Origin of the sequence: Maribacter sp. 6B07, assembly GCF_002700155.1 — a bacterium.
Classification (GTDB): domain Bacteria; phylum Bacteroidota; class Bacteroidia; order Flavobacteriales; family Flavobacteriaceae; genus Maribacter; species Maribacter dokdonensis.
In genome coordinates this window covers 514,881-536,476 of the sequence record NZ_PDUT01000001.1, presented here as the reverse complement: position 1 = coordinate 536,476, position 21,596 = coordinate 514,881, and the positions used below count along the sequence as shown (strand labels likewise).

Annotated in this window: 22 protein-coding genes and 1 other RNA gene; 14 read left to right on the top strand and 9 right to left on the bottom strand. The window is 36.4% G+C overall.

Annotated elements, in window-relative coordinates:
- The first annotated feature begins 176 nt into the window (after positions 1–176).
- From CSC80_RS02260 to CSC80_RS02250, 3 genes are read left to right on the top strand one after another with little or no spacing between them, the layout of a single operon-like run.
- Positions 177–818, top strand: a complete 642-nt coding sequence (locus tag CSC80_RS02260) for a hypothetical protein (protein WP_099189512.1) — start codon at positions 177–179, stop codon at positions 816–818.
- Between the two features lie 48 nt (positions 819–866).
- Complete coding sequence (locus CSC80_RS02255; RefSeq protein ID WP_099191382.1) at positions 867–2,108, top strand: hypothetical protein; 1,242 nt, start codon at positions 867–869, stop codon at positions 2,106–2,108.
- Between the two features lie 9 nt (positions 2,109–2,117).
- Entirely contained in the window at positions 2,118–2,858 is a 741-nt protein-coding gene (locus CSC80_RS02250; RefSeq protein WP_099189510.1) for a YwqG family protein, read from the top strand.
- 56 nt (positions 2,859–2,914) lie between these two features.
- On the opposite strand, the gene ssrA is transcribed toward CSC80_RS02250, so the two are convergent.
- Positions 2,915–3,314, bottom strand: a transfer-messenger RNA (tmRNA) gene (ssrA, locus tag CSC80_RS02245).
- Between the two features lie 177 nt (positions 3,315–3,491).
- Here ssrA and CSC80_RS02240 point away from each other — a divergent pair.
- Positions 3,492–4,688, top strand: a complete 1,197-nt coding sequence (locus CSC80_RS02240; protein WP_099189508.1) for an NAD(P)-dependent oxidoreductase — start codon at positions 3,492–3,494, stop codon at positions 4,686–4,688.
- Between the two features lie 103 nt (positions 4,689–4,791).
- Entirely contained in the window at positions 4,792–5,067 is a 276-nt protein-coding gene (locus tag CSC80_RS02235) for a hypothetical protein (RefSeq protein ID WP_099189506.1), read from the top strand.
- An 80-nt stretch (positions 5,068–5,147) separates the two neighbouring features.
- Here CSC80_RS02235 and CSC80_RS02230 read toward each other — a convergent pair whose 3' ends face one another.
- The 4 genes from CSC80_RS02230 to CSC80_RS02210 form a co-directional block, all read right to left on the bottom strand.
- Positions 5,148–6,698, bottom strand: coding sequence for a PepSY-associated TM helix domain-containing protein (locus tag CSC80_RS02230; protein ID WP_099189504.1), 1,551 nt, complete (start codon positions 6,696–6,698; stop codon positions 5,148–5,150).
- The gene (locus CSC80_RS02225; RefSeq protein WP_099189503.1) at positions 6,698–6,997 is read right to left on the bottom strand and encodes a hypothetical protein; all 300 of its coding nucleotides are present in this window, start codon (positions 6,995–6,997) and stop codon (positions 6,698–6,700) included. Before CSC80_RS02225 ends, CSC80_RS02230 begins: the two co-directional genes overlap by 1 nt.
- A gap of 343 nt (positions 6,998–7,340) precedes the next feature.
- Positions 7,341–8,060: a DUF4198 domain-containing protein gene (locus CSC80_RS02215; protein WP_099189501.1), complete on the bottom strand. Its 720-nt coding sequence runs from the start codon at positions 8,058–8,060 to the stop codon at positions 7,341–7,343.
- 85 nt (positions 8,061–8,145) lie between these two features.
- On the bottom strand, positions 8,146–10,479 hold the full coding sequence (locus tag CSC80_RS02210; protein WP_099189499.1) for a TonB-dependent receptor: 2,334 nt from the start codon (positions 10,477–10,479) through the stop codon (positions 8,146–8,148).
- Positions 10,480–10,559: 80 nt separating this feature from the next.
- Here CSC80_RS02210 and CSC80_RS02205 point away from each other — a divergent pair, with 80 nt between their 5' ends.
- A complete protein-coding gene (locus CSC80_RS02205; protein ID WP_099189496.1) occupies positions 10,560–11,549 on the top strand; it encodes an AraC family transcriptional regulator in 990 nt (329 codons plus the stop codon).
- A 25-nt stretch (positions 11,550–11,574) separates the two neighbouring features.
- Here the strand turns inward: CSC80_RS02205 and CSC80_RS02200 are convergent, their stop codons facing one another.
- The gene (locus tag CSC80_RS02200; protein ID WP_099189494.1) at positions 11,575–12,477 is read right to left on the bottom strand and encodes a phospholipase A; all 903 of its coding nucleotides are present in this window, start codon (positions 12,475–12,477) and stop codon (positions 11,575–11,577) included.
- A 55-nt stretch (positions 12,478–12,532) separates the two neighbouring features.
- Between CSC80_RS02200 and CSC80_RS02195 the strand changes: the two genes are divergently transcribed.
- Both CSC80_RS02195 and CSC80_RS02190 read left to right on the top strand, forming a co-directional pair.
- Complete coding sequence (locus tag CSC80_RS02195; RefSeq protein ID WP_343224327.1) at positions 12,533–12,937, top strand: DUF1801 domain-containing protein; 405 nt, start codon at positions 12,533–12,535, stop codon at positions 12,935–12,937.
- A gap of 67 nt (positions 12,938–13,004) precedes the next feature.
- A complete protein-coding gene (locus tag CSC80_RS02190) occupies positions 13,005–13,472 on the top strand; it encodes a hypothetical protein (RefSeq protein ID WP_143751713.1) in 468 nt (155 codons plus the stop codon).
- Positions 13,473–13,527: 55 nt separating this feature from the next.
- Here the strand turns inward: CSC80_RS02190 and kdsA are convergent, their stop codons facing one another.
- On the bottom strand, positions 13,528–14,346 hold the full coding sequence (kdsA, locus tag CSC80_RS02185) for a 3-deoxy-8-phosphooctulonate synthase (RefSeq protein WP_099189491.1): 819 nt from the start codon (positions 14,344–14,346) through the stop codon (positions 13,528–13,530).
- A gap of 84 nt (positions 14,347–14,430) precedes the next feature.
- Between kdsA and CSC80_RS02180 the strand changes: the two genes are divergently transcribed.
- The 6 genes from CSC80_RS02180 (at position 14,431) to CSC80_RS02155 (ending at position 20,189) form a co-directional block, all read left to right on the top strand.
- Positions 14,431–14,997: a DUF3575 domain-containing protein gene (locus CSC80_RS02180; RefSeq protein ID WP_099189489.1), complete on the top strand. Its 567-nt coding sequence runs from the start codon at positions 14,431–14,433 to the stop codon at positions 14,995–14,997.
- A gap of 89 nt (positions 14,998–15,086) precedes the next feature.
- Complete coding sequence (locus tag CSC80_RS02175) at positions 15,087–15,671, top strand: hypothetical protein (protein ID WP_099189487.1); 585 nt, start codon at positions 15,087–15,089, stop codon at positions 15,669–15,671.
- 52 nt (positions 15,672–15,723) lie between these two features.
- A complete protein-coding gene (locus CSC80_RS02170) occupies positions 15,724–16,269 on the top strand; it encodes a hypothetical protein (protein WP_099189485.1) in 546 nt (181 codons plus the stop codon).
- Between the two features lie 105 nt (positions 16,270–16,374).
- Positions 16,375–18,177, top strand: coding sequence for a translational GTPase TypA (typA, locus tag CSC80_RS02165; RefSeq protein WP_058103710.1), 1,803 nt, complete (start codon positions 16,375–16,377; stop codon positions 18,175–18,177).
- A gap of 289 nt (positions 18,178–18,466) precedes the next feature.
- Complete coding sequence (locus CSC80_RS02160) at positions 18,467–19,255, top strand: SDR family oxidoreductase (RefSeq protein ID WP_099189483.1); 789 nt, start codon at positions 18,467–18,469, stop codon at positions 19,253–19,255.
- Positions 19,256–19,289: 34 nt separating this feature from the next.
- Positions 19,290–20,189 (top strand): DUF6503 family protein, encoded by a 900-nt coding sequence (locus tag CSC80_RS02155; protein ID WP_099189480.1) that lies wholly within the window; start codon positions 19,290–19,292, stop codon positions 20,187–20,189.
- Positions 20,190–20,265: 76 nt separating this feature from the next.
- Here the strand turns inward: CSC80_RS02155 and CSC80_RS02150 are convergent, their stop codons facing one another.
- The gene (locus tag CSC80_RS02150) at positions 20,266–21,015 is read right to left on the bottom strand and encodes an ROK family protein (RefSeq protein ID WP_099189478.1); all 750 of its coding nucleotides are present in this window, start codon (positions 21,013–21,015) and stop codon (positions 20,266–20,268) included.
- Positions 21,016–21,154: 139 nt separating this feature from the next.
- The gene (locus CSC80_RS02145; protein ID WP_058103706.1) at positions 21,155–21,460 is read right to left on the bottom strand and encodes a hypothetical protein; all 306 of its coding nucleotides are present in this window, start codon (positions 21,458–21,460) and stop codon (positions 21,155–21,157) included.
- Positions 21,461–21,596 lie beyond the last annotated feature (136 nt).

Genomic DNA, 21,596 nt, shown 5'->3' with positions numbered 1-21,596 from the left:
TTGGTCGTGTAAATAACAATAATCAAAAAAGTACGCATAATTAGCGTGTTTTTTCATTTAAAGGGAATCGTACATAGTAACAATAGAAATCTAGGAAATAAAGAATTCATTGGTTTCAGGGATATATGAAAACCATGCTATGTATACATTTGATACCTATTATAACAGAAAAAATTATGGGTTTAGAAATTACAAGCGGAATGTTGGCAGAGTTTAAAGGTAGTGAGCCTGAAGCCTACAATGCTTATAAAAAAATCTTTCAAAATATCAATGTTGTTCTTGCTACAAATAATTTAGAACCGCATAATGAACCTGAGGAGATGGAAAATGAAGCGTTACAATTTGGCGGTTTTCCTTATGGTTTTTTGCACCATTTAAGACGATTTCTAGCACATGCTTGGGAAAATGAAGACGACGAGAATTGGAAGCCTAAGCCTTTTTCCCCAAATGAAGATCCTGGTGTAGATTCAGTTTTAGAAGATCACTATTCGTATATGGAAAGTCACTTGCTGACCCATTCAGATGCCGAGGGTTTTTATCTTCCCGTAAAAATGCCAGAAGTGCTTTTTGATATCGAAGAAGCTCGTGTACCCGGTGCCATGATCGGTTCATCTTACAGCTTGCTCGAAGAACTAAAAGGTCTCACTAAGTATTTGGGTATTGAATTAGATGACAACAATGATATTATGAATGTTCAACAGTTAAATGAAATAATACAGGAAAATGGCGATTTCTGGATTGAAATTTTAGTATGCGCATCACTAATTGATGCTGCTAAATTTAGTATCAATAACAACACAGCTATTCTTTTTAATTAGAAGATAAACATGATCCGATCCATACTTAATAAATTAAAAAAATCAGGAATGAATATTGACGATATCAAAAAAGAATGGAATTCTAAAGGAAGTAAATATGCTTCTGATGTAAATAAAATGGTTGAATTTGGCGAAACCAATGGATGGGATAATTGGAAAGGTAAAGAGCCCGAAGATAAAAGAGATCACTTGGCAGAAGCTGTTTTTCAACTATTAAAAGAAGCCAATAATAACAATACTGTTAATGCCTTTAGAAATGATTTTCCACCTGCTCATTCTCCAATGGTGCAGTTCATGAAAGAGAAATCACAAAGTATACAGCAACTATTTTTTATAGATGATCAAAAAATTGTGTTCATGGTGGGTACCGCTTATCAGAAAAGACAAGCATATCTTCTAAAAGGTGACCAGGTCATTGCATTAGAAAGTACTATAGGCGCCATTGGTAAATCTAAACGTAATAATGTATTTGCCATTGTAACGAATAATACCATTGTAACCACCCAAGGTTGGGAAGGCAATATTATTGAAACATTTGAGCTAGAGACCGCAAAGAATTTGGGAATAACGGAATTGATTCCGTTCAATGACGGTAAAAAAGTACTTATGGTAACTTCTGAAGGTATTTTTATCATCACTCAAAATACTGAGAAAATGATTCATCCGTTACCTGACCCAGAGGATGATGAATGGAAGCCATATATTGATATGGAGAATGCAACGCTTTCCAATGATAACAAATACATTGTTGTGGGTGACCAATGTAGCGATCATAGAATATTGGACCAAAACGGTACCGAAGTAGGTGTTGTTGGTCCGCAATCATCCTATCCGGATTTTTGCCTTTTTTCTAAAGATGATAATCAGTTGATAACCAATTCTTGCCACTTTTATAACGGTATTACTATTGGGGTAGCCACTACTGATTTTGAGAATTTAAGTATCCCTGCCTATGAAGAAAGTGATCAGTATACCGTGGTAGATGAAGAAATGCGAGTGTATTGTGGTGTGGCAACAGCTACCTACTATATTTTGGGTGATGCCTTTGGGTATATTAGAGCAGTTGATGCTAAAGGAAATTGTATGTGGAGATATTTTCTGGGGTCTACCATAAGTGGTATGACCATTTCTGATGATGAAAAAACACTATGGGTAGGATCGTCATCTGGTATGCTTCATAAATTACAATTAGATAAAGGACTTAGAGATGACCATACCATTGCAACGGGAAAACACTATGAGGAATTTAGGTTGGTCATTTGGAAAGAGGAACCAATTTTAAAGTGGTAAAAGCGGACGATGGATATTAAAGATCTTAACGAGATTGTAATAGCAGGAAAATATGATTTGGACCAGAAGGATGATTATTTACGGTCGATTATGCTTCCTGCAATAAAAATTGAGCAAGCAACGGTTTTTGATGAAAAGGGGCTCAGTAAATATGGAGGCAATCCGCTAGTACCAGAGAATTTTGAGTGGCCTAAGCATGAGTTTGGTGATTATAAATTTATAGCACAATTTAATCTAAGTGAACTACCACCAGGTGAAAACCAACTACCAAAGAAAGGTTTGTTAAGCATATTTGTAGCGTACAATGAGGAAAAAACAATGGCTTGGACAGATGAAAACTATGCGAAGGTCTTCTATTTTGAAAATATTGAAGATTTAAAGCCATATGACAATCCTAATTTTCCAGATAAGTATTCATTAGATGTAATTTTTAAACAAGAAGTGGATATTCCTTTTAAGCCAGAACTATACAAAACTAAAGGACTGAATAAAAGACAAGTCAACTATGTCTGTACTAAGGTATTGGAGAAAACAGATAAAAAATACGATAGTTATTTATTAGGCTACCCTTATTATAATTCACTAAAAGCTGATCCAAGGGAAAATGAAAATTGGACATCATTATTAACCTTGCGTTATCAATCTGGTTTTGGTTTGTATTGGAACGGTCGTGGATATTTAATGCTATTTATAGAAAAAGAGAAATTGGTGAAAGGGGATTTTTCCAATGTTAAGTCTAATGCGGGGTAGGGTATAAGCTATATTTAAACGAATAAAACCACCCAAAAGGTGGTTTTATTTTTGTTTAGTGGAGCCGGAGGGATTCGAACCCTCGTCCAAACGAGCAATTAAAATGCTTTCTACATGCTTAGGATCTGATTAATTTTCGATGTGTACCTGACCAGAAACCGCCTAATACACACTTATCTTCTTAAGATTTTGGTGGTGTCGCCAAAGCGAGCGAACACCCTTATGTTGACTTTTCTGGTGCTCCTATAAGAATCGCCATCAACAAGGGCTATTCAGGAACATCTCGCTTCCCTACCTTGTAGGGACGAGGCTAATCTTACTATAATTCAGATTAAGCGGCAAGAGCGTAATTATTTTCGCCAATTAAAAGTGTGAAAAATGAGATTAACGAGCTGTTTCCCAGCGCTCGACATGCTTACATTCCAACTGGTCTCGCTGTCAAAACCGGTCGGCCCCAATATGTAAAAGAACTTTTTACTCTAAATACCGTTCTATGTCTTTTTAAAAACATAACGCTAATAAATAGCGGGCAGCAAAGCTAACAAATCTTTAGCAACCGCTATAATTTTATTTAGACCCAAGCTAAAGTGTTTCTAATTGTATAATTTAGTGCAATATTTATACCAAACCCATATGAAGTTCGGAATCATTAGAGAACGTAAGAATCCGCCAGATAAGCGTGTGGTTCTATCGCCAAAAGCATGTCAAAAAGTCTTAAAAACCTATAATAAGGCAGAAATAGTTGTAGAACCTTCCCCAATAAGAGCTTATGAAGATAATGCCTATAGTGATTTAGGTATTACAGTAGCTAATGAAATGGATCAGTGCGATGTTCTTTTAGGTGTTAAAGAAGTGCCTATTGATGCCCTGATTCCCAATAAAAAATACTTTTTCTTTTCCCATACCATTAAAAAGCAACCTTATAATAGAGATTTGCTCCGTGCCATTTTAGAGAAGAATATAGAATTGTACGACCATGAAGTGATTACCAATAAACAAGAGCAACGTGTTGTTGCGTTTGGCAGATATGCCGGTATTGTTGGAGCTTATAATGGTTTTAGGACATACGGACTTAAATACGATATTTTTCAATTACCAAAGGCTAATGATTTACCTGATCAACAAGCATTAATTGAAGCGCTTAAAAAATTGGAATTACCAAATATCAAGGTATTGCTTACCGGTAGAGGTAGAGTTGGTAACGGAGCTAGGGAAATGTTGGACGGTATGGGCATGAAACGTGTAAATGTTACCGAGTATTTAGAAGAAACCTTCAGCGAGCCTGTTTATTGTCAAATAGACGCCGGTGAGTATAATAAGCGAAAAGATGGGGTTCGCGGTAATAAAGCCAATTTTTTTGCGCACCCAGAAGAATATAGATCTAATTTTTTTAGGTTTGCAAAGGTTACAGATTTCTACATTGCCGGTCATTTTTATGGTCAGGGCGCTCCATATCTATTTACTAGGGAAGATGCAAAACAAAAAGATTTTAAGATACGGGTTGTTGCAGATGTAAGCTGTGATATAGATGGTCCCGTGGCATCGACCATTAGACCTTCTACGATAGCAGATCCAATTTATGGCTATGAACCAGCAACGGAGTCTGAAGCAGATTTCAAAAATGAGCATGTTATTGCTGTTATGGCCGTAGACAATTTGCCATGTGAGTTACCTAGAGATGCTAGTGAAGGTTTTGGTGATGCATTTGTAAAAAATGTTATTCCTGCATTTTTTAATGGTGATAAAGACGGAGTACTTAATAGAGCAAGAATGACCAAAGACGGAAAACTTACGGAACGTTTTAGCTACTTAAAAGATTATATCTCTTAACTGAGAGAAAATTAAAGTGTGTAACCTACATTTATTAAATTCTAAATCAATTGTTAAGTAATTGTTAAATTAGGGTTATATTGTGGTCATAATTTAAAGTACCATGAGATTTAATTGGATTTTAGGTGATACAGCTGATGAAAAATTACATAGGTGGTGTGTTGACCTGGAATATCAGTTAAGACCAAAAATCGTAAAATTCTTGATTACAAATTTTGAGAGTTTGGATGCTTGCTCAGATTTTTCATGTTTCCATTTTAATGTAGATGTTATTGCTAATAAAATAACAGTAAGTGAGCAAACGCCAGCGGCATACCGTAATGCCATTACAACAAAATTTGAGCAAGATATTGGAACTCATTTTTCTACGTTTTTATAAGTTTCTATTTATTAGCTGAAAATTTTTCTATAGAGAATTGTGTTTTTCATTCTAACGGTATTTTTTAATCAAATGTCTTCTCAAGATTTCTTTTGCTGTGCATTCATTTTACTAAGAATAAGTAAACCTGTAATGCTAATTACAATCCAAAAGACATCGATAAACAGAATTTGATCATAACCTTTTGCATAGCTCACCCATATCCAATTGCCAGTGCAAAAACCATTTACAATAGGAATGGTCAGTCCAATTAAACTGCCTGAAAGTAAGGAATATTTGTTGGTGAAATAATTGTCTTTTTTAAAAACAAAGAAAATTGTAATTAGCAGCCATCCTATAAAATAAAATTGATACAATAATCCCATGCCCGCAGGATTAATGACCTGTACCAAAATAAATGATAAGGCCGTTATTGGGTATAGGCTTAGGCAAATCGCCAAATAGTACCGTACTACGGTTTCGTTAAACTTTCTTTTTTTAGGAGGTATGTTCTTTTTGTTTCTAGCGGTTAACCATATAAGAACACCGCTAAGTATTACAAAACATCCTATTAAACCAAGTATAAAAGAGATAATGCGTAAGCCATATCCCCCATAATCCCCATAATGCAACCTATAAAATAAACCCTTAACGGCATCTAGGTACTGTATTTTTTTAGTGGGGTCTTTTACACTTTGAACACTATCATCGGCTACTTTAAAAATAGTGTAACCATAACCGTTTATTTTGTCCTTAAAATCCAAGTTGCCACTTACCGATACGTGCATGCCCGTATCACCGTAGTTGAAGATATGTACTTCGTTTACTTTAAAATTGGTCCATTGATCTTTGACTTTGTTTACGTATTTGTTGATACTAACCGGACGGGTCAGTGGAGTATTCTGAAATTCAAATTCCGGATGAGCATATTCTAGGTCTTCATATAACTTTTTGTCATCACCATCATATAATGCCAATACAGTAGGCGCAACCAATAGTACTTTTAACATAAAGAAAGTTCCGGTTACCGCATAAACGAATTGAAAAGGGAAGCCTATTACGCCCAAGGCTGTATGGGCATCTGTCCACACGGTTTTTAATTTGGTCATTGGTCTAAATACGTAGAAATTGGAAATGATCTTATCCCAATGTACAATAATGCCGGTTAACAGCGCAAACAGAAAAAAGAATGCTACAAAACCAGATAAATAATACCCAAAAGGGTGGGGCAGTTGTGCAAAAAAGTGAAGTCTATACAAGAACTCCCCCAATGTATATGAGCTTACATAGTCTGTAGTAGATGCATCTTTGGTATTCAAATAATAAAATGAGCCTGCGGCATCCTCTTTGGTTAGCAAAGTATCTTTGGAGCTGCCTAAATTCACCCCAATATTCTGTTCGTTGTAATAGTGCCTTAATTCAATATCCCTTCCATACAGGTTTTTCTCGGTTGACATGTGTTGAAAAGTCTCATCAAAGTTCAACTGTATTTCATCAGGAATTTCTACGGTATGCCCACGTTCCCAATTGGCAATCTCATCTCTAAAAAATGAAAATGAACCTGTGAAGAAAATAACGTAAAGTGCTACACTGATCACGATACCACTTACAGTGTGTAAATGAAATAGAATGTTATAAGTTCTTTTGTTCATTATAGAATTGGATTTAAAGCTTTGCCGTAAAACATGATAATTGCCAAAATGATGGATGTAAGCAGGTAAATACCCCATATTTTCCAGCCGTTTTTTGCTAAAAACGCTACAATCATTAAAACTGCCCACAGAATAAGTGCGCTATAGGTACTGGTTATGATTACGGACACATGATCAAACCAACTGGCAACTGCCAAATGAAAAAGTACAGATACTATAAAACCGCCAAGAAGAGCTGCGGTAATTTTTGAGAAACGTGGCCAGAAAGACGGATTCAGATATTTTGAATTAGCGGGCATATCAGAGAAGTGAAAATTCGATCAAGAATATGAGTAGAACAGTTGGTATTAAGGTTTTGTAAGTAATTAGGTGTAAGGGCTGTAACAAGATTACAAGACTTGCAATGGTCATTAAAATGACCGAAAAAGTAAAAATACCTGAACCCCAACCAAAATGGTAAATGGTTAGGGAACAGGCAAATAGTAGCAAGACATAACCTAAAGAATTTGCTACTTTACTTTTCTTTTGACACCAGTTTTCAATATGTAAGTGTACTGGCACTTTTTGTCTTTTTGTTGTGGCGTAACCCAAATAAAAACCAGTAAAACAAAGTATTAGAATTGCGGTGATCATTGCTAGAGGTTATTTTGAAATACAATAGGTGGCACAGTGCCATATAAATTCATATTCCTTACCATTGAATGTCCCGGGAACACGTTCTTCAAAAGTGGTTTCCATAGTATATTTGGTGTTCCAGGGCAAAGAGAAACTTACTTCTCCATTTTCATCTGTTTCTATGGTTTTGCTCCATAGGTCAGATACAAATAGTTTAAATTCATTTTTAGCTAAGGGTTTACCTTTAAATAGTACTTGTAGTGTAATTTGATTATCGGTGCCGGGTAGTTCTTTGATAACGATACCATCTTGGTTTAAAGTTTTAGTAGCTGTGGCTTGGTCGCCCACTTGAACTTTTGCGGTCGATTGATAGTGTGTTTTAAAAATACCGAAATCCCATTCTGTATAATCTAGTACTTCTATATCATCATTGTTTAGGGCAACGGTATATGTGCCATTTGTATTTGGGGTAAAATGGGCTACATAATATTCTTGCTTGGAAGAAATTTTCAATGCTGTTTTTTTACCGTTAGGATGTATAAGCCATAACGTAAACTTTGAAACGGATGGGTAGTTTTCACCTTTTACTTTTTCAATAACCCCATAAGTGTATTCTCCAAAGTATACACGTACCTCTTGTTCTTTGTTTAGACTGCCGGTACGGTCCGTTTCAAGCCATAAATAATGGGCGAACATGGGCGATATGGAAAATAGTAGTAAAGTAAGTGTAATAAATGTTTTTTTCATGTTTATTTTTTTAAGGCTACACCCCCGGTAAAACCGAGGGGATAACCAATTTGAACTAACTCAACAAAAAATTGTATGCTGTTCTTTAAAAATTATAGGTTACGGTAACTCTACCATTAATACCGGGTTCAGATTGCCAGTATAAATAAGCAGCGTAATTAGATCCTGAATAGAGGTATTCATCTAGTAGGTTGTTCAGGTTGAGCTGTACCCTAAGTTTGTCGTTGCTCCATGACAAAGCTCCGTCTAACCTAAAATAATCCGGTAATTGAGATTCATTGTCCGCTCCCCAAGACCAAGTAGAACGGTCTATTTGATATTGATACCCCAATGAGCCACCAAAACCGTGAAGTTTAGATTCTTCCGAGAATTTATAATTAAGCCAGCCGTTGGTAATGTGTTTTGCATGACCGGCTACACGTTGACCAATATTTTCTGGATCGGTATCTTCCGTAATTTCAACGTTGGTATTAGCGTAGTTGAGTATAACATTCAACTCAGGGGTTACCTCGCCCTGCAGGTCAAACTCAATACCTTTAGATTGTATTTCACCTAACTGTATAGAGAAATTAGGATTTTCTGGATCGGTGACCAATACGTTTTCTTTGGTAATCTGGTAAGCACCCAAGGATGTTCTTAATCTTCCGTTGAAAAAACTCTTTTTAAGACCTCCTTCAATATCGTTTGCATCAACGGGATCAAATGCTTCCCCGGTGAAGCTTACGCCATTTTGACCAATGAAAGAGCGGTCATATAGACCATAGGCACTTAGTGTAGGTAATATATCCACACTTAAACCTATACGCGGCGTAATTTTAGAATCTGTTTCATCTTTACCTCTTGTGAACAGGTGAGTGTATCTTCCTGCAAGGGTTAATCTTGCTTTATTGTTGAAGAAACCTATTTCATCTTGCAGATATACAGAGCGATTAATTCCCCCGTAATTGTAAATATTGTCTCTGTATTGTACCGGGGTAGATTTGTCAAAAATAGGAAGTTCGGTATTTCCGTATACAGGGTTGTAAATATTGAAGGGTTGGTCAACATCCGTTAAGCCGAATTGATTAAAATCTGCCCAATATTCTTTTTGGCTATAGTCAAATCCTCCCAGTATATTGTGATTTATACCACCTGTATGGAATGCTCCGGTAATATAACTTTGAAAATATTTTCCAACGGATAAGGCATCCCAATTGCTAATGTACCTTACAGCATCTCCATTTTCCTCTAAAGACCAGACCCAAGTAGAATTTCCTACTTGATCATAGCGTAAAGAACCAAATTTTGTTTCCCAGCTCCAATCTTTATTAAAGTCGTGTTTTATGGTACCAAAGAATGTTACTTCTTGAATGTCTGATGCTGGATAATTGGTATCGGTAAATTTAAAATCTCTATCTAAACTACCGTAGCCATCATCATTAGGGGCAAAAACATAAGCGGCACCCATATAACTTTCTGCCTGTTGTACATTTAATTCTGCTGTTACAGCTGTTTTTTGGGAAAGCTTGTAGGTTAAGGCAGGGGCAAAGCCATAACGCTCAGCGTCTTCATTGCCTCTATGGCTGTCAGCTGTTTGGTACATGGCATTAAAACGGTACAATAACTTTCCGTTTTCTGTTGCCTTGCCGCCAAGGTCTAAAGTACCTCGGTAATTGTCAAAACTACCGGCCATCAATGAAACTTGACGAATAGTTCTTTCCGTAGGTTTTTTGGTTACTACATTATAAAATCCGCCAGGTTCACCGGCAGACATCATAAAACCTGCAGGACCTTTTACAAATTCTATCTGGTCAACAAAGGCCATGTCCTCTGATAATGGACCCCAGGAGTCTTGTACGTTGAAACCGTTTCTAAATGCAGGTAATCTAAATCCTCTCATATTCACCCTGGCAAAATTCCCCCAGTGCTCTAACATGGTTACACCAGATACGTTTCTGATCACCCCATCCATAATGCTCGTAGCCTGCTGATCTTGCAATAGTTCACTACTGATGATTTGAATGTTTTGGGGAAGTTTGGCTATTTCTGTTTTTAGACGTAAGGAGGAAGAGGGTGTTTTTACCGCGTATTTGTTATGATGGCCTTTAACCACCACTTCATTTAATTGTTCACTTTTCTCCGGTAACGATACATTCGGTATTTCTTTTATTCTATTGGCAACTACGTTTACTTGTACCTGTTTGGTATCATGCCCCATGATGGAGAACGTTAGGGTGTATGCGCCAGGTGCCAGATCGGTTACCTCAAATTTACCTTTGGCATCTGTGGTAGTACCTAAGCTTGTATGTGAAATAGTGATGTTCACATTTGAAAGTGGTTTATTATTTTGATCAACTACCGACCCTGAGACTCCTGCAGACTGCGCAAAAGTGCTCAATGTGCCTATGAACAAGATCAGTATAGTGTAAAGATTCTTCATTTAATATTTGTTATTTTTAATTAGTCTAAATAAATTTGAAGCGAATTTATGACCTTGTTGTCGATTAGAAATGACGTGAAATGATAAAAAAAAGACGCAGTTTTACAGATGTACAGATTGTAGATTTATCTGAGGCCAATAAAATCTCGTATAGTGAAATTGCCGATTGTGTTGAGGTAAAGCAGAACAATGATATTGACCATAAGGTATACCGTATAAAAGATTCATTTGGGCAAGGCCGTATAGATGTAATACAAATTGAAGATGTTTGTATATCTGCAATGCATTTTAGGTTACAGAAAGATATTATCTTAAAACAACAGCTAACTATAGATTTTGTGCAGCTTACTTTTTTAATTGAGGGTGAACGGGTAATATCTGTTGCAGGTTGTGAAGATATTTTTTTAGGTAGCGGTGATTCTTACATGGCAAATATTAAATCTTTTCATGGCACGTCTAAGATTGCTGGTAGCAAAACTTATAAGGAAATTAAAGTAAGGTTGTCTAATGCGTTCTTAACAAAACATGGTTTTTTCAATGATCTTAAATTAAAAGAACTTATAGATGATAATTTGGTAGTACCCATTTCTAATGAGATGATGGTAATTCTTGAATCTTTTGATACGCTTAGTTTAGAAGGTACGGCAAGACTAATTTATTTGAAGGCTAAGGTTTTTGAAATGTTGGCCATTCAAGTTTCCAATTATAAGAAAGAACATTACAAGAACAACTCGGTTCAAAATAGTCACAGGGTAAAGAAACTTTTAAGTGTCAAAAAAAAGATCAGTGATAATTTAGCCATTAATTATTCGGTGGCTACATTGTCTAAAGAAGTGGGTATGAATAAAACCCTGCTGAATAGGGAATTCTTGCGGGTTTTTGGACAAACCGTCCATGAATATAGTATCAATAAAAAAATTGAAAAGGCTAAATTACTTCTGGTGAACACTGATTTGCCTATTTATGAAATTGCGGAGCAAATAGGTTATAAAAATGCAACCCATTTTTCTGCAGCGTTTAAGCGTCAAGAAGGTACTACGCCCAAAAAATTTAAAACCAATATTCAGTAAACGACATTGCGTATTGGCTAGGTTACTAGTTTATTAAAGAGACGCCTATGCCAAGGGTTGTTTGTCGGTGATTGTAATCTATTAGCGTTTCTCCATATCCATCAAAAAACTGTACATGGCCATTGAAGTTTTTATGAATTGGAAAAGACCAGTTCAACTGTAGGCTTCCCCTGCTTTTATCTCCTAAATTCAGTGAATGCCGGGCTATGGCTCTAAAACGTTGCCTGCCCCAATCATAGGTAACGTCGGCTTCGCCTCTTCCTATGTAATCAGATATATTTTCGTTATCGTCAATTTTGCTTCCCACACGTAACCATGGTTTTAGCATTACCTGCCAGTTACCTTTTTCAAAACCGGCGTGCAAGGCAATACGGTTCCAGCTTCGGGAGATGGGATCTGACTGTCCGTTTGATTCATGAATGACCGATATACCCACCATTTTTGCATCAAATCCGAGAATGGGAAACTTGATCGGGAAATTAGCTATGATTTCTGGCTTATAATTCAGTTCTCTAAAAGGTCTTGAGCGCTCGGTATTATAAATTTGCCAGTAGGCAGTTTGTGAGTAACCCATCCAAAGATCCATTCGCCCGCCCAGCATATTATGTAAAATCTTTGTTTTTAAACTGATTTGAAATTTTGCTTCAACAGCATTTAAACTATTGGGTTCGTCTAGGACTTTATCTGAATTTTCGGCTACAGGAAACTCGTTAGGGTTTGTGGAATATTTAGCCAATGTCATGTAGATAGGCTTATAAGAGGTAAGGATGAAATTACCACGATGATGTTCATCATCTAGCTCCCACAACTCGGTCAAGGTCTTACTATTATTAAAATACCAGTTATCATCTTCACTATCTTGTGAAAAACCTGTGGTACAGCCAAATATTAAAATAGAGAAAAATAAAAAAGTTGTTTGTAAGTTCATGATAAATTATAAAGTGGCAAAATTATATATTTGATTAGAATTCATAGTCGTATTCGTGCGATATCTTAATGCAATTGATATAGATATGAACCCAGCAGAGCACTATATTTATAACCAACCGGAACCGTATAAAGGTATTTTAATGCATCTACAAATGATGATCGAAACAACCTTACCAGGTGTTGAACTAAAATTTAAGTGGAATATACCTTGTTTTTACATTGGGAAATCTCCCATTTGTTATTTAAATGCAAATCATAAAAAAAAGTTTGTGGATATTGCTTTTTGGAATTCTACTCACCTTACCAAACATTTGAACGTACTAGTTTCTGAAAACAGAAAAGTAGTACGTTCATTACGTTACACTACCTTAGAGGAAATAGATAACGATATTTTAGTTGATGTTTTACAAGATGCTTATTCCGTTCGTAAAAATGGGTTTTATAAACGAGAAGACTAAAAATTTAACTTATCATAATTTATAGGGCTAATCTCCGTTTCATAAACTCAACCTTTATATTTTTCACATGAGAAAAATTATATCTTTCACAATGTTATGTTTATTTCTGGTTAGCTGTTCAAATGATGAAGAATCTGGTGAAATTGGAATTTCAGACCAACCCTTAACTGGAATATTGCAAGGAGAGTCTTTTACTTTTGTAGGTGGTAAATCTTTTGATACGATTACTTTTGAAGATGAAGAGGCTTTAAATATTAATCTTACCAATGTAGGTACAAGCTGTGAAGATTTTATAGGTGATTTTGATTTAAGAATTAGTTTTACGGTTCCTGTTGGTGTTGGTGTGTATACGGATATCAATATCGTTGAATTTAAAAATGATGAAACACCATTTAACAATTTAGATAGAACAGTGGAGATTACTTCGTTAACTGAAACAGAAGTTTCTGGTAAATTAAAATTAGAGCGTAATTCTAGCGATATTGCTGAAGGCAGTAGTGTTGAAGGTTCTTTTACCGTTCCAATTTGTCAATAAAAATTAATATTCAAACAGAAAAAACCAAGTGGCTAACACTTGGTTTTTTTATACTTTATAATTCATTGATAGTTGTTCGAATCGCTACTAAATCTGTCAACAGCTTTTTCATCAATCCTAAGTCTAACATATTGGCACCATCACTCTTGGCATTGGCACAATCAAAATGCGTTTCAATGAAGAGTCCGTCAACTCCTGCAGCAACACCTGCGCGAGCCATGGTGCCGATCAAAGCTGGTCTACCACCAGTTACACCAGAAGATTGATTTGGTTGTTGTAAAGAATGGGTTACATCTAGTACCACGGGAGCAAATTGTTTCATGGTAGGTACACCTCTAAAATCTACGATCATATCTTGGTAACCGAACATGGTTCCACGATCGGTGATGATAGCTTGCTCGTTTCCGGTTTCGGTAACTTTATTTACGGCATGTTTCATACTTTCCGGACTCATAAATTGCCCTTTCTTTATGTTGACCGTTTTTCCGGTTTCGGCAGCGGCAACAACTAAATCGGTCTGGCGGGCTAAAAATGCAGGTATTTGCAATACGTCTACATATTCGGCAGCCATAGCGGCATCTTGCTCTGTATGTATATCGGTAACCGTAGGGACTTTAAAGGTTTCAGAAACCTTACGTAAAATTTTTAGAGCCTTTTCATCTCCAATGCCCGTAAACGAATCCAGCCTACTACGGTTGGCTTTTTTAAAACTTCCTTTAAATACATAGGGTATTTTAAGCTCATTGGTTATAGTCACAATATGCTCTGCAATGCGCAATGCCATATCTTCACCTTCAATGGCACAGGGTCCAGAAAGAAGAAAAAAGTTGTTACTGTCCGTATGTTTTATTTGGGGTATAAGAGATAGGTTCATTCGTCGAATATTTTTAAACAAAGATACTATTTTAAGAAGCTTACTGTTCTATTAGGATAAGATTGTCGAAATCATAAAATCTGAATGAAGATCAAACAATTTACTTTATTAATAGTGCTGGCGTTTGTTGCATCTAAAATACATGCTCAATTTGGTAAAAATTGTGAGCTCAGGCAAGTAAAGATCAACCTTATAAATCCCGGTCTAGAGTATGAAATGGCATTGGGTGCCAACACTACTTTTGATATTAAAGCTGGTATTCAAGTGGCATTAGATCCATTGTTGCCAGATGTTTATGATGAATTGGGTGTTTTTCCGGCAGTTGCCGCTCAGTATAGGTATTATTACAACTTTGAAAAACGACAACGCAATAGAAGACAGATTTATGGCAACTCTGCCAATTACATAGCACCGGCTGCAGCTGTGTTTTTTCCAAGTCCTAGAACTATTGCCAATGAAAATGTAAAAGGTGCTTTTGGGTACGCAGGTTTGGTTACAGGTTTGCAACGTAGTTATGATAGTGGTTTTAATTTTTCGGTAGATGTTGGTGCGGGCTATTACGCTGGGCAGTTTGAGGGTGGAATCTATCCGGTTGCCAACTTAAGTATTGGCTGGATCATCAGTGAGAAACGTTGGTGTGTGGGTAGGTAATATCTTACCTTTTTTCTTAATATTTCTTTAAATCAAGTGTTTACCTTTTTTTAATCTTGTAGTTTTAGTTGTAACATCAATCAATCTACATGAAAAAAATCACTCTTGTTTTACTGTTCTTATCGGTTTCCTTGTCCAATGCACAAATAAGGGATTTCTCGGAAAAAGGTAACGGACTCATCAATCTAGAGCGTCATCAATTCACCATTAATCTATTGGGACCAGGTATTAGGTATGAGCTAGGGTTATTTAAAAATGTAAGTGCTTCTACAAGTTTTACTCCGGCATTTGCAAGATACCAAGAAGGCTATGCTTTGGGTTATGCATGGCATACCAGAATTAGATATTACCATAATTTTCAAGAGCGTTTAGATGTAAATAAGAATGTAATAGGTAACTCTGCAAATTACATTGGTCCTGCACGTAGTATTTTTTGGGAGCCTGTACAGTTTACAGATAATATTTCTGACGGAAATAGTGATTATTCCTTTGCATTCTATGGCGGAGTATACGGTATTCAGCGAACCAACAGAAAAGGTTTCAATGTAAATGCAGAAGTGGGTTATGGCTATTTTGATTCAAAAACTTTAGATAGCGGTCATGGCTTTTTGCTTAATGTGACCTTTGGATGGGTCGCTACCAAAAGAAAATCCAGAAAGCCCACTTTTGATTGATCTGGTCTGGTATTTGATATACATCCCGCATAAAATCAAATCAATCTACATTTTGAAAAAAACCATTTTTTTATCCGCTATTCTGTTATCCGCTTTTTATTTGAATGCCCAATCTGTTAAGTATGTGGAAGACGGACTTTTTAAAGTTAATGCCTTAGCACCAGGGATATCTTATGAACTAGGGGTTGCTGATAAAACTACTTTAAATTTTGAGGCGTTCTTAGGATTTGCACTTAATGGCGGTACAGATAGGGAGACCAGGTTTGGATTATATCCTGGTCTAGAAGCAGATGTAAGGCAATACATAAATTTTAATAGAAGATTAAATAATGGAAAGAATATATCTGGCAACTCGGGTAACTACATTGCATTTTTAAATCAACTTCAATTGGGTACGCCAATAATTGGTGATTTGGAATACGCCTCCGATTATTTTTATAACGGTGCTTTAGTATATGGTATTCAGCGTACTTACAGAAAAGGATTCTATTGGGGCTTGGCTTTTGGTCCCGGTATTTTTGTTGATGATTTTTATAAGGATGCAGGTATTTTAATAGATGTTAGACTTGGTTGGATTGTAGGTGGTAGAAAAAAGTAGTATGCCCATAAAGGAACTCTCTCAAAATCAATAAGATAAAAATAACATAAGTTTAAGTGTAGCTATAAATATTTAAAGTATCTTTGCACGCTTAAATAAGACCTTATGTCCACTACTACAAAGAATATTGCGATCATTGCGCACGTTGACCACGGTAAGACCACCTTGGTAGACAAAATAATGTACCACTGTAGCTTGTTTCGTGAAAACGAGAATACAGGTGATTTAATTTTGGATAATAACGACTTGGAAAGAGAGCGTGGTATTACCATTACATCCAAGAACGTTTCCGTTGTATATAAGGATACTAAGATAAATATAATAGATACTCCTGGTCACGCCGATTTTGGTGGTGAAGTAGAGCGTGTATTGAACATGGCCGATGGTGTTTTGTTATTGGTAGATGCTTTTGAAGGTCCCATGCCACAAACACGTTTTGTATTACAAAAAGCAATTGATTTAGGTTTAAAGCCATGCTTGGTAATTAATAAGGTAGATAAGGAAAACTGTACTCCAGAAGAGGTGCATGAAAAAGTTTTCGATTTGATGTTCGAGCTTGGTGCAGAAGAATGGCAGTTAGATTTCCCTACAGTATACGGTTCTGCAAAGAACAACTGGATGAGTACCGACTGGCAAAATGAAACTGAGAACATTGAGCCATTGTTAGATATGGTAATTGAGCATATTCCTACTTTTGAACCAAAAGAAGGAAACACTCAAATGTTGATTACATCATTGGATTTCTCTTCATTTACAGGTAGAATCGCTATCGGTAGATTGCAAAGAGGTACATTGAAAGAAAATCAGCAAATTTCTTTGGTGAAGCGCGATGGTAGCATTGTGAAATCCAAAATAAAGGAATTGTACGTTTTTGAAGGTCTTGGCCGTAAAAAGGTACAAGAAGTTGAAACGGGTGATATTTGTGCTTTGGTAGGAGTTGAAGGTTTTGAAATTGGTGATACCGTTGCCGATTTTGAAAATCCAGAGGCATTGAAGACCATTGCTATAGATGAGCCAACAATGAGCATGTTGTTTACCATTAACGATAGTCCGTTCTTTGGTAAAGATGGTAAATTTGTTACTTCTCGTCATATCAACGACAGACTTCAAAAAGAATTGGAAAAGAACTTGGCGTTACGTGTAAACGAAACGGACAGTGCAGATAAATTTTTGGTATTCGGTCGTGGTGTATTACACCTTTCAGTTTTAATTGAGACCATGCGTCGTGAAGGGTATGAATTACAGATCGGTCAGCCTCAAGTTATTATAAAAGAGATCGATGGTGTAAAATGTGAGCCTGTTGAGGCATTGACCATAGATTTACCGGAAGCAGTATCTGGTAAAGCGGTTGAAATGGTTTCTATGCGTAAAGGTGAAATGACCAGTATGGAGGCTAAAGGCGATCGTATGGTATGTGAGTTCATTATACCATCTAGAGGAATTATTGGTCTTCGTAACCAATTGTTGACTGCTACGGCGGGTGAGGCTATTATGGCACACCGTTTCTTAGAGTACCAACCAATGAAAGGTGAAATTCCACAAAGACAGAATGGTTCTTTAGTTTCTATGGAAACAGGAAAGGCTATTCCTTATTCTATAGATAAATTACAGGATAGAGGTAAGTTCTTTGTTGATCCAGGTGAAGATATTTATGAAGGTCAGGTAATTGGTGAGAACTCTCGTGGAGATGATATGACCGTGAACATTACCAAAACTAAAAAACTATCTAACGTACGTTCTTCAGGTGCAGATGATAAAGCCAAGATCGTACCGGCAATTAAGTTCTCATTGGAAGAAGCTTTAGAATATATTCAAAAAGATGAGTACGTTGAGGTAACTCCTAAATTTTTACGTTTACGTAAAATCTATTTAACGGAGAACGAGCGTAAGCGTAATAAAATAGCTTAAAATAAAAGTTCTTTTTTCTTAAGGACTTTTTTCCTTTACTATGTAAAAGCCACCTATTTAGGTGGCTTTTCTAATTTGTATACTTAAGGGGAAAGTGTGCGTATTTAATTTTATCAATTTCCACTGGTTTTATAGTTGATTAAAGCTATTTCATTAAGAAAAACGCAAAATTTTAAGATAGATTTTCCTACTTTCTTAATAATGGGTTCATCCTGCAATTTTCTTCGTTTATAGTCCATTTTTTAGCTAATTTAAAGTGCAATTTAACTCAACTCAAACACTTATTAATATGCAACTAAATGGTAAAAATGTACTCATTACCGGGGGTACTCGCGGAATTGGAAAATGTATGGTTCAAAGCCTTATAAAAGAGGGGGTAACCAATATAGCGGTGATTGCTCGTGATAAAAGTAATCTCAAGCAATTAGCAGAGGAGTACCCTGAAGTAAACTTTATGAAAATAGCCGGTGATGTCGCCAACATTGAAATATTGAGAGATGCCGCAGCCCGTATAGAAGATAAATGGGGGCATCTGGATATTTTGATCAATAATGCAGGTATAGTTGCGGCTGGTCCGTTAGAGGATATACAAGATGAAGATCTGTACGATCAAGTTGCCGTCAACCTTACCGCTGTTATGTTATTGACAAAATACTGTATTCCATTGCTGAAGTCATCTGAAGATGCATATATTTTAAACATTTCTTCGGGATTAGGATTGATCGGAATGCCGTTCTACGCTGTTTATGGTAGTACCAAAGCTGCAATACGTCAGTTTTCAGATTCTATGAGGCGCGAATTAGCTCCTTTCAAAGTATCGGTTACCTGTGCTTTTCCAACGGCTACGGATACTGAGATGATGCAGAAATTTAAAGGTAGAAAAATGGATGCACCCGAGTATGTAGCAGAGCGATCATTAGAAGGTTTATTTAATAAAGAACTTCAAGTAATTTTTGGCGGTGAAGAACGACTCAAGGAAAATACCCTGAACTTTGAAGCACCCCAAGAATTGGATAAAAAGGTTGCCGAGAATTATGAGGAACGTAAAACCGCTAGTTTAGATCATAAAGCCGTATGATTTTTACTGGGAAATAAATAAACGGCACACAATTATGAAATTACTTTACAAATTTTCACTTTTATCAGTTTTTGCAGTAATCGTATCCTGTAAAGAAACTCCTAAATCAGTTGATAAAGCCACCAAGGAAGTGGTTGCGGAATCTAACGTTATTTCTTATCCGGATTCATGGGTAAATTCAAGAGTTGAAAAAGCGAAAAATAGATTGAATGAAACCGAGGCGGGTAAAATTATATGGAATGCTATGGAAGCGCATGGCGGATTGGATACTTGGTTTGCCAATGGTCCACTAACTTTTCGTTTCAATTATCAGCCTTTAGATGGTAAAACGGCAAGAGATAGCTATCAAACGGTAGATACTTGGAGCAACCGTGCGGTACATACAAGTGCTACGGATAGTTTGGCTAAATTTGGGTGGACAGGTGAAAAGGCTTGGGTCATGGCAAAGGACAGTACGGCATTTGCCTATGATACTAAATTCTGGGCGTTGACACCCTTATGGTTTGTTGGTCATCCGTTTGTTTTAAGTGGCGAAGGAGTGAACTTAGAGCTATTGGAGCCTACTACCTTTAAAGATAAAGATTACAATGTTGTAAAAGTAACTTTTGATGCAGGCACGGGCGATGCACCGGACGATTACTATATTCTTTACGTGAATAAAGAAAGCAATAAAATTGCGGTAATGAGATACATTGTTTCTTACCCGGAATATTTTAAGGACGGTGGTCATGCTCCAGAAAAATTCACTGAATTTATTGGTGAGCAAAAAGTTGATGGTATTACTATGCCCGGTGGATTTAAAACGTATTGGACAGTAGAAGGTAATCAGCCTGGTGAGTATATAACCAAAATTGATTTTACCGATGTCTCATTTGAGAATGATCTACCAAAAGACTTTTTTGATGCTCCGGCAGATGCTAAGATTTTGAATTAAGGATATAGCTTAATCAAAATAAATAAAAAATCCCAAAGGTAGCTTTGGGATTTTTTTTGCGATGTGGTTACTAGCACTAAACTTTTTGTGCTTTGTATTGTGAAGCAACAGCAGCGCCTATAATACCCGCGTGGTTCTGTAATTCTGCAGGTATGACCCTGGTCTCTATTTTTATTTTTGATTTGAACTCTTTAAAATCCTTTGAGGCACCGCCGCCAAGTATTATTAAATCTGGAGATACGATCAATTCTACATACTCTAAGAATTTGTTGAATCTTTTGCCCCATTTTTTATAGGAGAGTCCTTCACGGTCCTTGGCTGATCCCGCTGCCCATTTCTCAATTTTGCTATATTTTTTATAGGGAATTTGTCCTAACTCAAAATTAGGAATCAATCTTCCGTCAAGAAATGCGCCGCTTCCTAAGCCGGTACCAATGGTAATCATCACTACAAAACCTTTTTCTCCTTTACCGGTACCATAGTTCATGGTAGCGTATCCAGCAGCATCGGCATCATTGATTACGGTAAAATCCAATCCGGTTTTCTTTTCCAGTAATTCTTCTACATTAACACCTAACCAACTTTTATCTAGATTACCTGTGGCTTTACAGATTCCGTTTTTAATGATAGTAGGGAAACCACAGCCCACTTTGCCTTTGTAGTCAAAATGCGCTACTATCTGGGCTATTACATTTGACATTGCCTCGGGTGTTCTGGGTATGGGAGTGGGTATTCTAAAACGTTCTGAAATCATTTCTCCGGTTTCAGAATTAACTAACGCTCCTTTAATTCCAGAACCACCTACATCAATACCAAGTAAAGTCATTTTATATTTTGTTATGAATTACAAAGAAACGAAAAAGTTTCGGCTCTTTGAAGTGCTATTATTTAGTGTGTTTTTTACGTTTATGGATGTCTATAATTTATAGCATAAAAAAAGGACCTTTTTAGGTCCTTTAAGTGTTTTATTCGGGCATAAGCAAGTTTGTAATCGTGCTTACTTGAATTTCCTCATCATCCTCGTCCATCTCTAGATCAATCGTAAAAGTAATAGAGAACTGTCTACCTACAAACTTAGAGCTGTTAAGGTCGTACTTTGCACTTACGCCATTGGCAACGTTGTTGAATTCAACACGCTCTCCTTCGTCGTCAGTGAACACATAAGTACCATTAATGAAGCCTTCATAGGTGGCGTTCATAGTGCTTTCGTCTTGCCCGTATGCGGTCAAGGTAGAAATGGAAACGAACAATACAATTAATAGTGATTTCATTTTTTTTCTTGTTAAGTTAATTATCGATTTTTTTGCCTGATTTTAGTCCTGTTTTTAGGTCTAAAATTCTGAATACAAATGAAATCTAATTAGTTGAATAACGATTAATTTTATCATTTTATTATGAAAGATTTTT

What these genes read in the sequence shown, in the direction of transcription:
- CSC80_RS02260 (WP_099189512.1), top strand. Translation starts at nt 177, where the DNA reads ATGGGTTTAGAAATTACAAGCGGAATGTTGGCAGAGTTTAAAGGTAGT.
- CSC80_RS02255 (WP_099191382.1), top strand. Translation starts at nt 867, where the DNA reads ATGAATATTGACGATATCAAAAAAGAATGGAATTCTAAAGGAAGTAAA.
- CSC80_RS02250 (WP_099189510.1), top strand. Translation starts at nt 2,118, where the DNA reads ATGGATATTAAAGATCTTAACGAGATTGTAATAGCAGGAAAATATGAT.
- CSC80_RS02240 (WP_099189508.1), top strand. Translation starts at nt 3,492, where the DNA reads ATGAAGTTCGGAATCATTAGAGAACGTAAGAATCCGCCAGATAAGCGT.
- CSC80_RS02235 (WP_099189506.1), top strand. Translation starts at nt 4,792, where the DNA reads ATGAGATTTAATTGGATTTTAGGTGATACAGCTGATGAAAAATTACAT.
- CSC80_RS02230 (WP_099189504.1), bottom strand. Translation starts at nt 6,698, where the DNA reads ATGAACAAAAGAACTTATAACATTCTATTTCATTTACACACTGTAAGT.
- CSC80_RS02225 (WP_099189503.1), bottom strand. Translation starts at nt 6,997, where the DNA reads ATGCCCGCTAATTCAAAATATCTGAATCCGTCTTTCTGGCCACGTTTC.
- CSC80_RS02215 (WP_099189501.1), bottom strand. Translation starts at nt 8,060, where the DNA reads ATGAAAAAAACATTTATTACACTTACTTTACTACTATTTTCCATATCG.
- CSC80_RS02210 (WP_099189499.1), bottom strand. Translation starts at nt 10,479, where the DNA reads ATGAAGAATCTTTACACTATACTGATCTTGTTCATAGGCACATTGAGC.
- CSC80_RS02205 (WP_099189496.1), top strand. Translation starts at nt 10,560, where the DNA reads ATGATAAAAAAAAGACGCAGTTTTACAGATGTACAGATTGTAGATTTA.
- CSC80_RS02200 (WP_099189494.1), bottom strand. Translation starts at nt 12,477, where the DNA reads ATGAACTTACAAACAACTTTTTTATTTTTCTCTATTTTAATATTTGGC.
- CSC80_RS02190 (WP_143751713.1), top strand. Translation starts at nt 13,005, where the DNA reads ATGAGAAAAATTATATCTTTCACAATGTTATGTTTATTTCTGGTTAGC.
- kdsA (WP_099189491.1), bottom strand. Translation starts at nt 14,346, where the DNA reads ATGAACCTATCTCTTATACCCCAAATAAAACATACGGACAGTAACAAC.
- CSC80_RS02180 (WP_099189489.1), top strand. Translation starts at nt 14,431, where the DNA reads ATGAAGATCAAACAATTTACTTTATTAATAGTGCTGGCGTTTGTTGCA.
- CSC80_RS02175 (WP_099189487.1), top strand. Translation starts at nt 15,087, where the DNA reads ATGAAAAAAATCACTCTTGTTTTACTGTTCTTATCGGTTTCCTTGTCC.
- typA (WP_058103710.1), top strand. Translation starts at nt 16,375, where the DNA reads ATGTCCACTACTACAAAGAATATTGCGATCATTGCGCACGTTGACCAC.
- CSC80_RS02160 (WP_099189483.1), top strand. Translation starts at nt 18,467, where the DNA reads ATGCAACTAAATGGTAAAAATGTACTCATTACCGGGGGTACTCGCGGA.
- CSC80_RS02155 (WP_099189480.1), top strand. Translation starts at nt 19,290, where the DNA reads ATGAAATTACTTTACAAATTTTCACTTTTATCAGTTTTTGCAGTAATC.
- CSC80_RS02150 (WP_099189478.1), bottom strand. Translation starts at nt 21,015, where the DNA reads ATGACTTTACTTGGTATTGATGTAGGTGGTTCTGGAATTAAAGGAGCG.
- CSC80_RS02145 (WP_058103706.1), bottom strand. Translation starts at nt 21,460, where the DNA reads ATGAAATCACTATTAATTGTATTGTTCGTTTCCATTTCTACCTTGACC.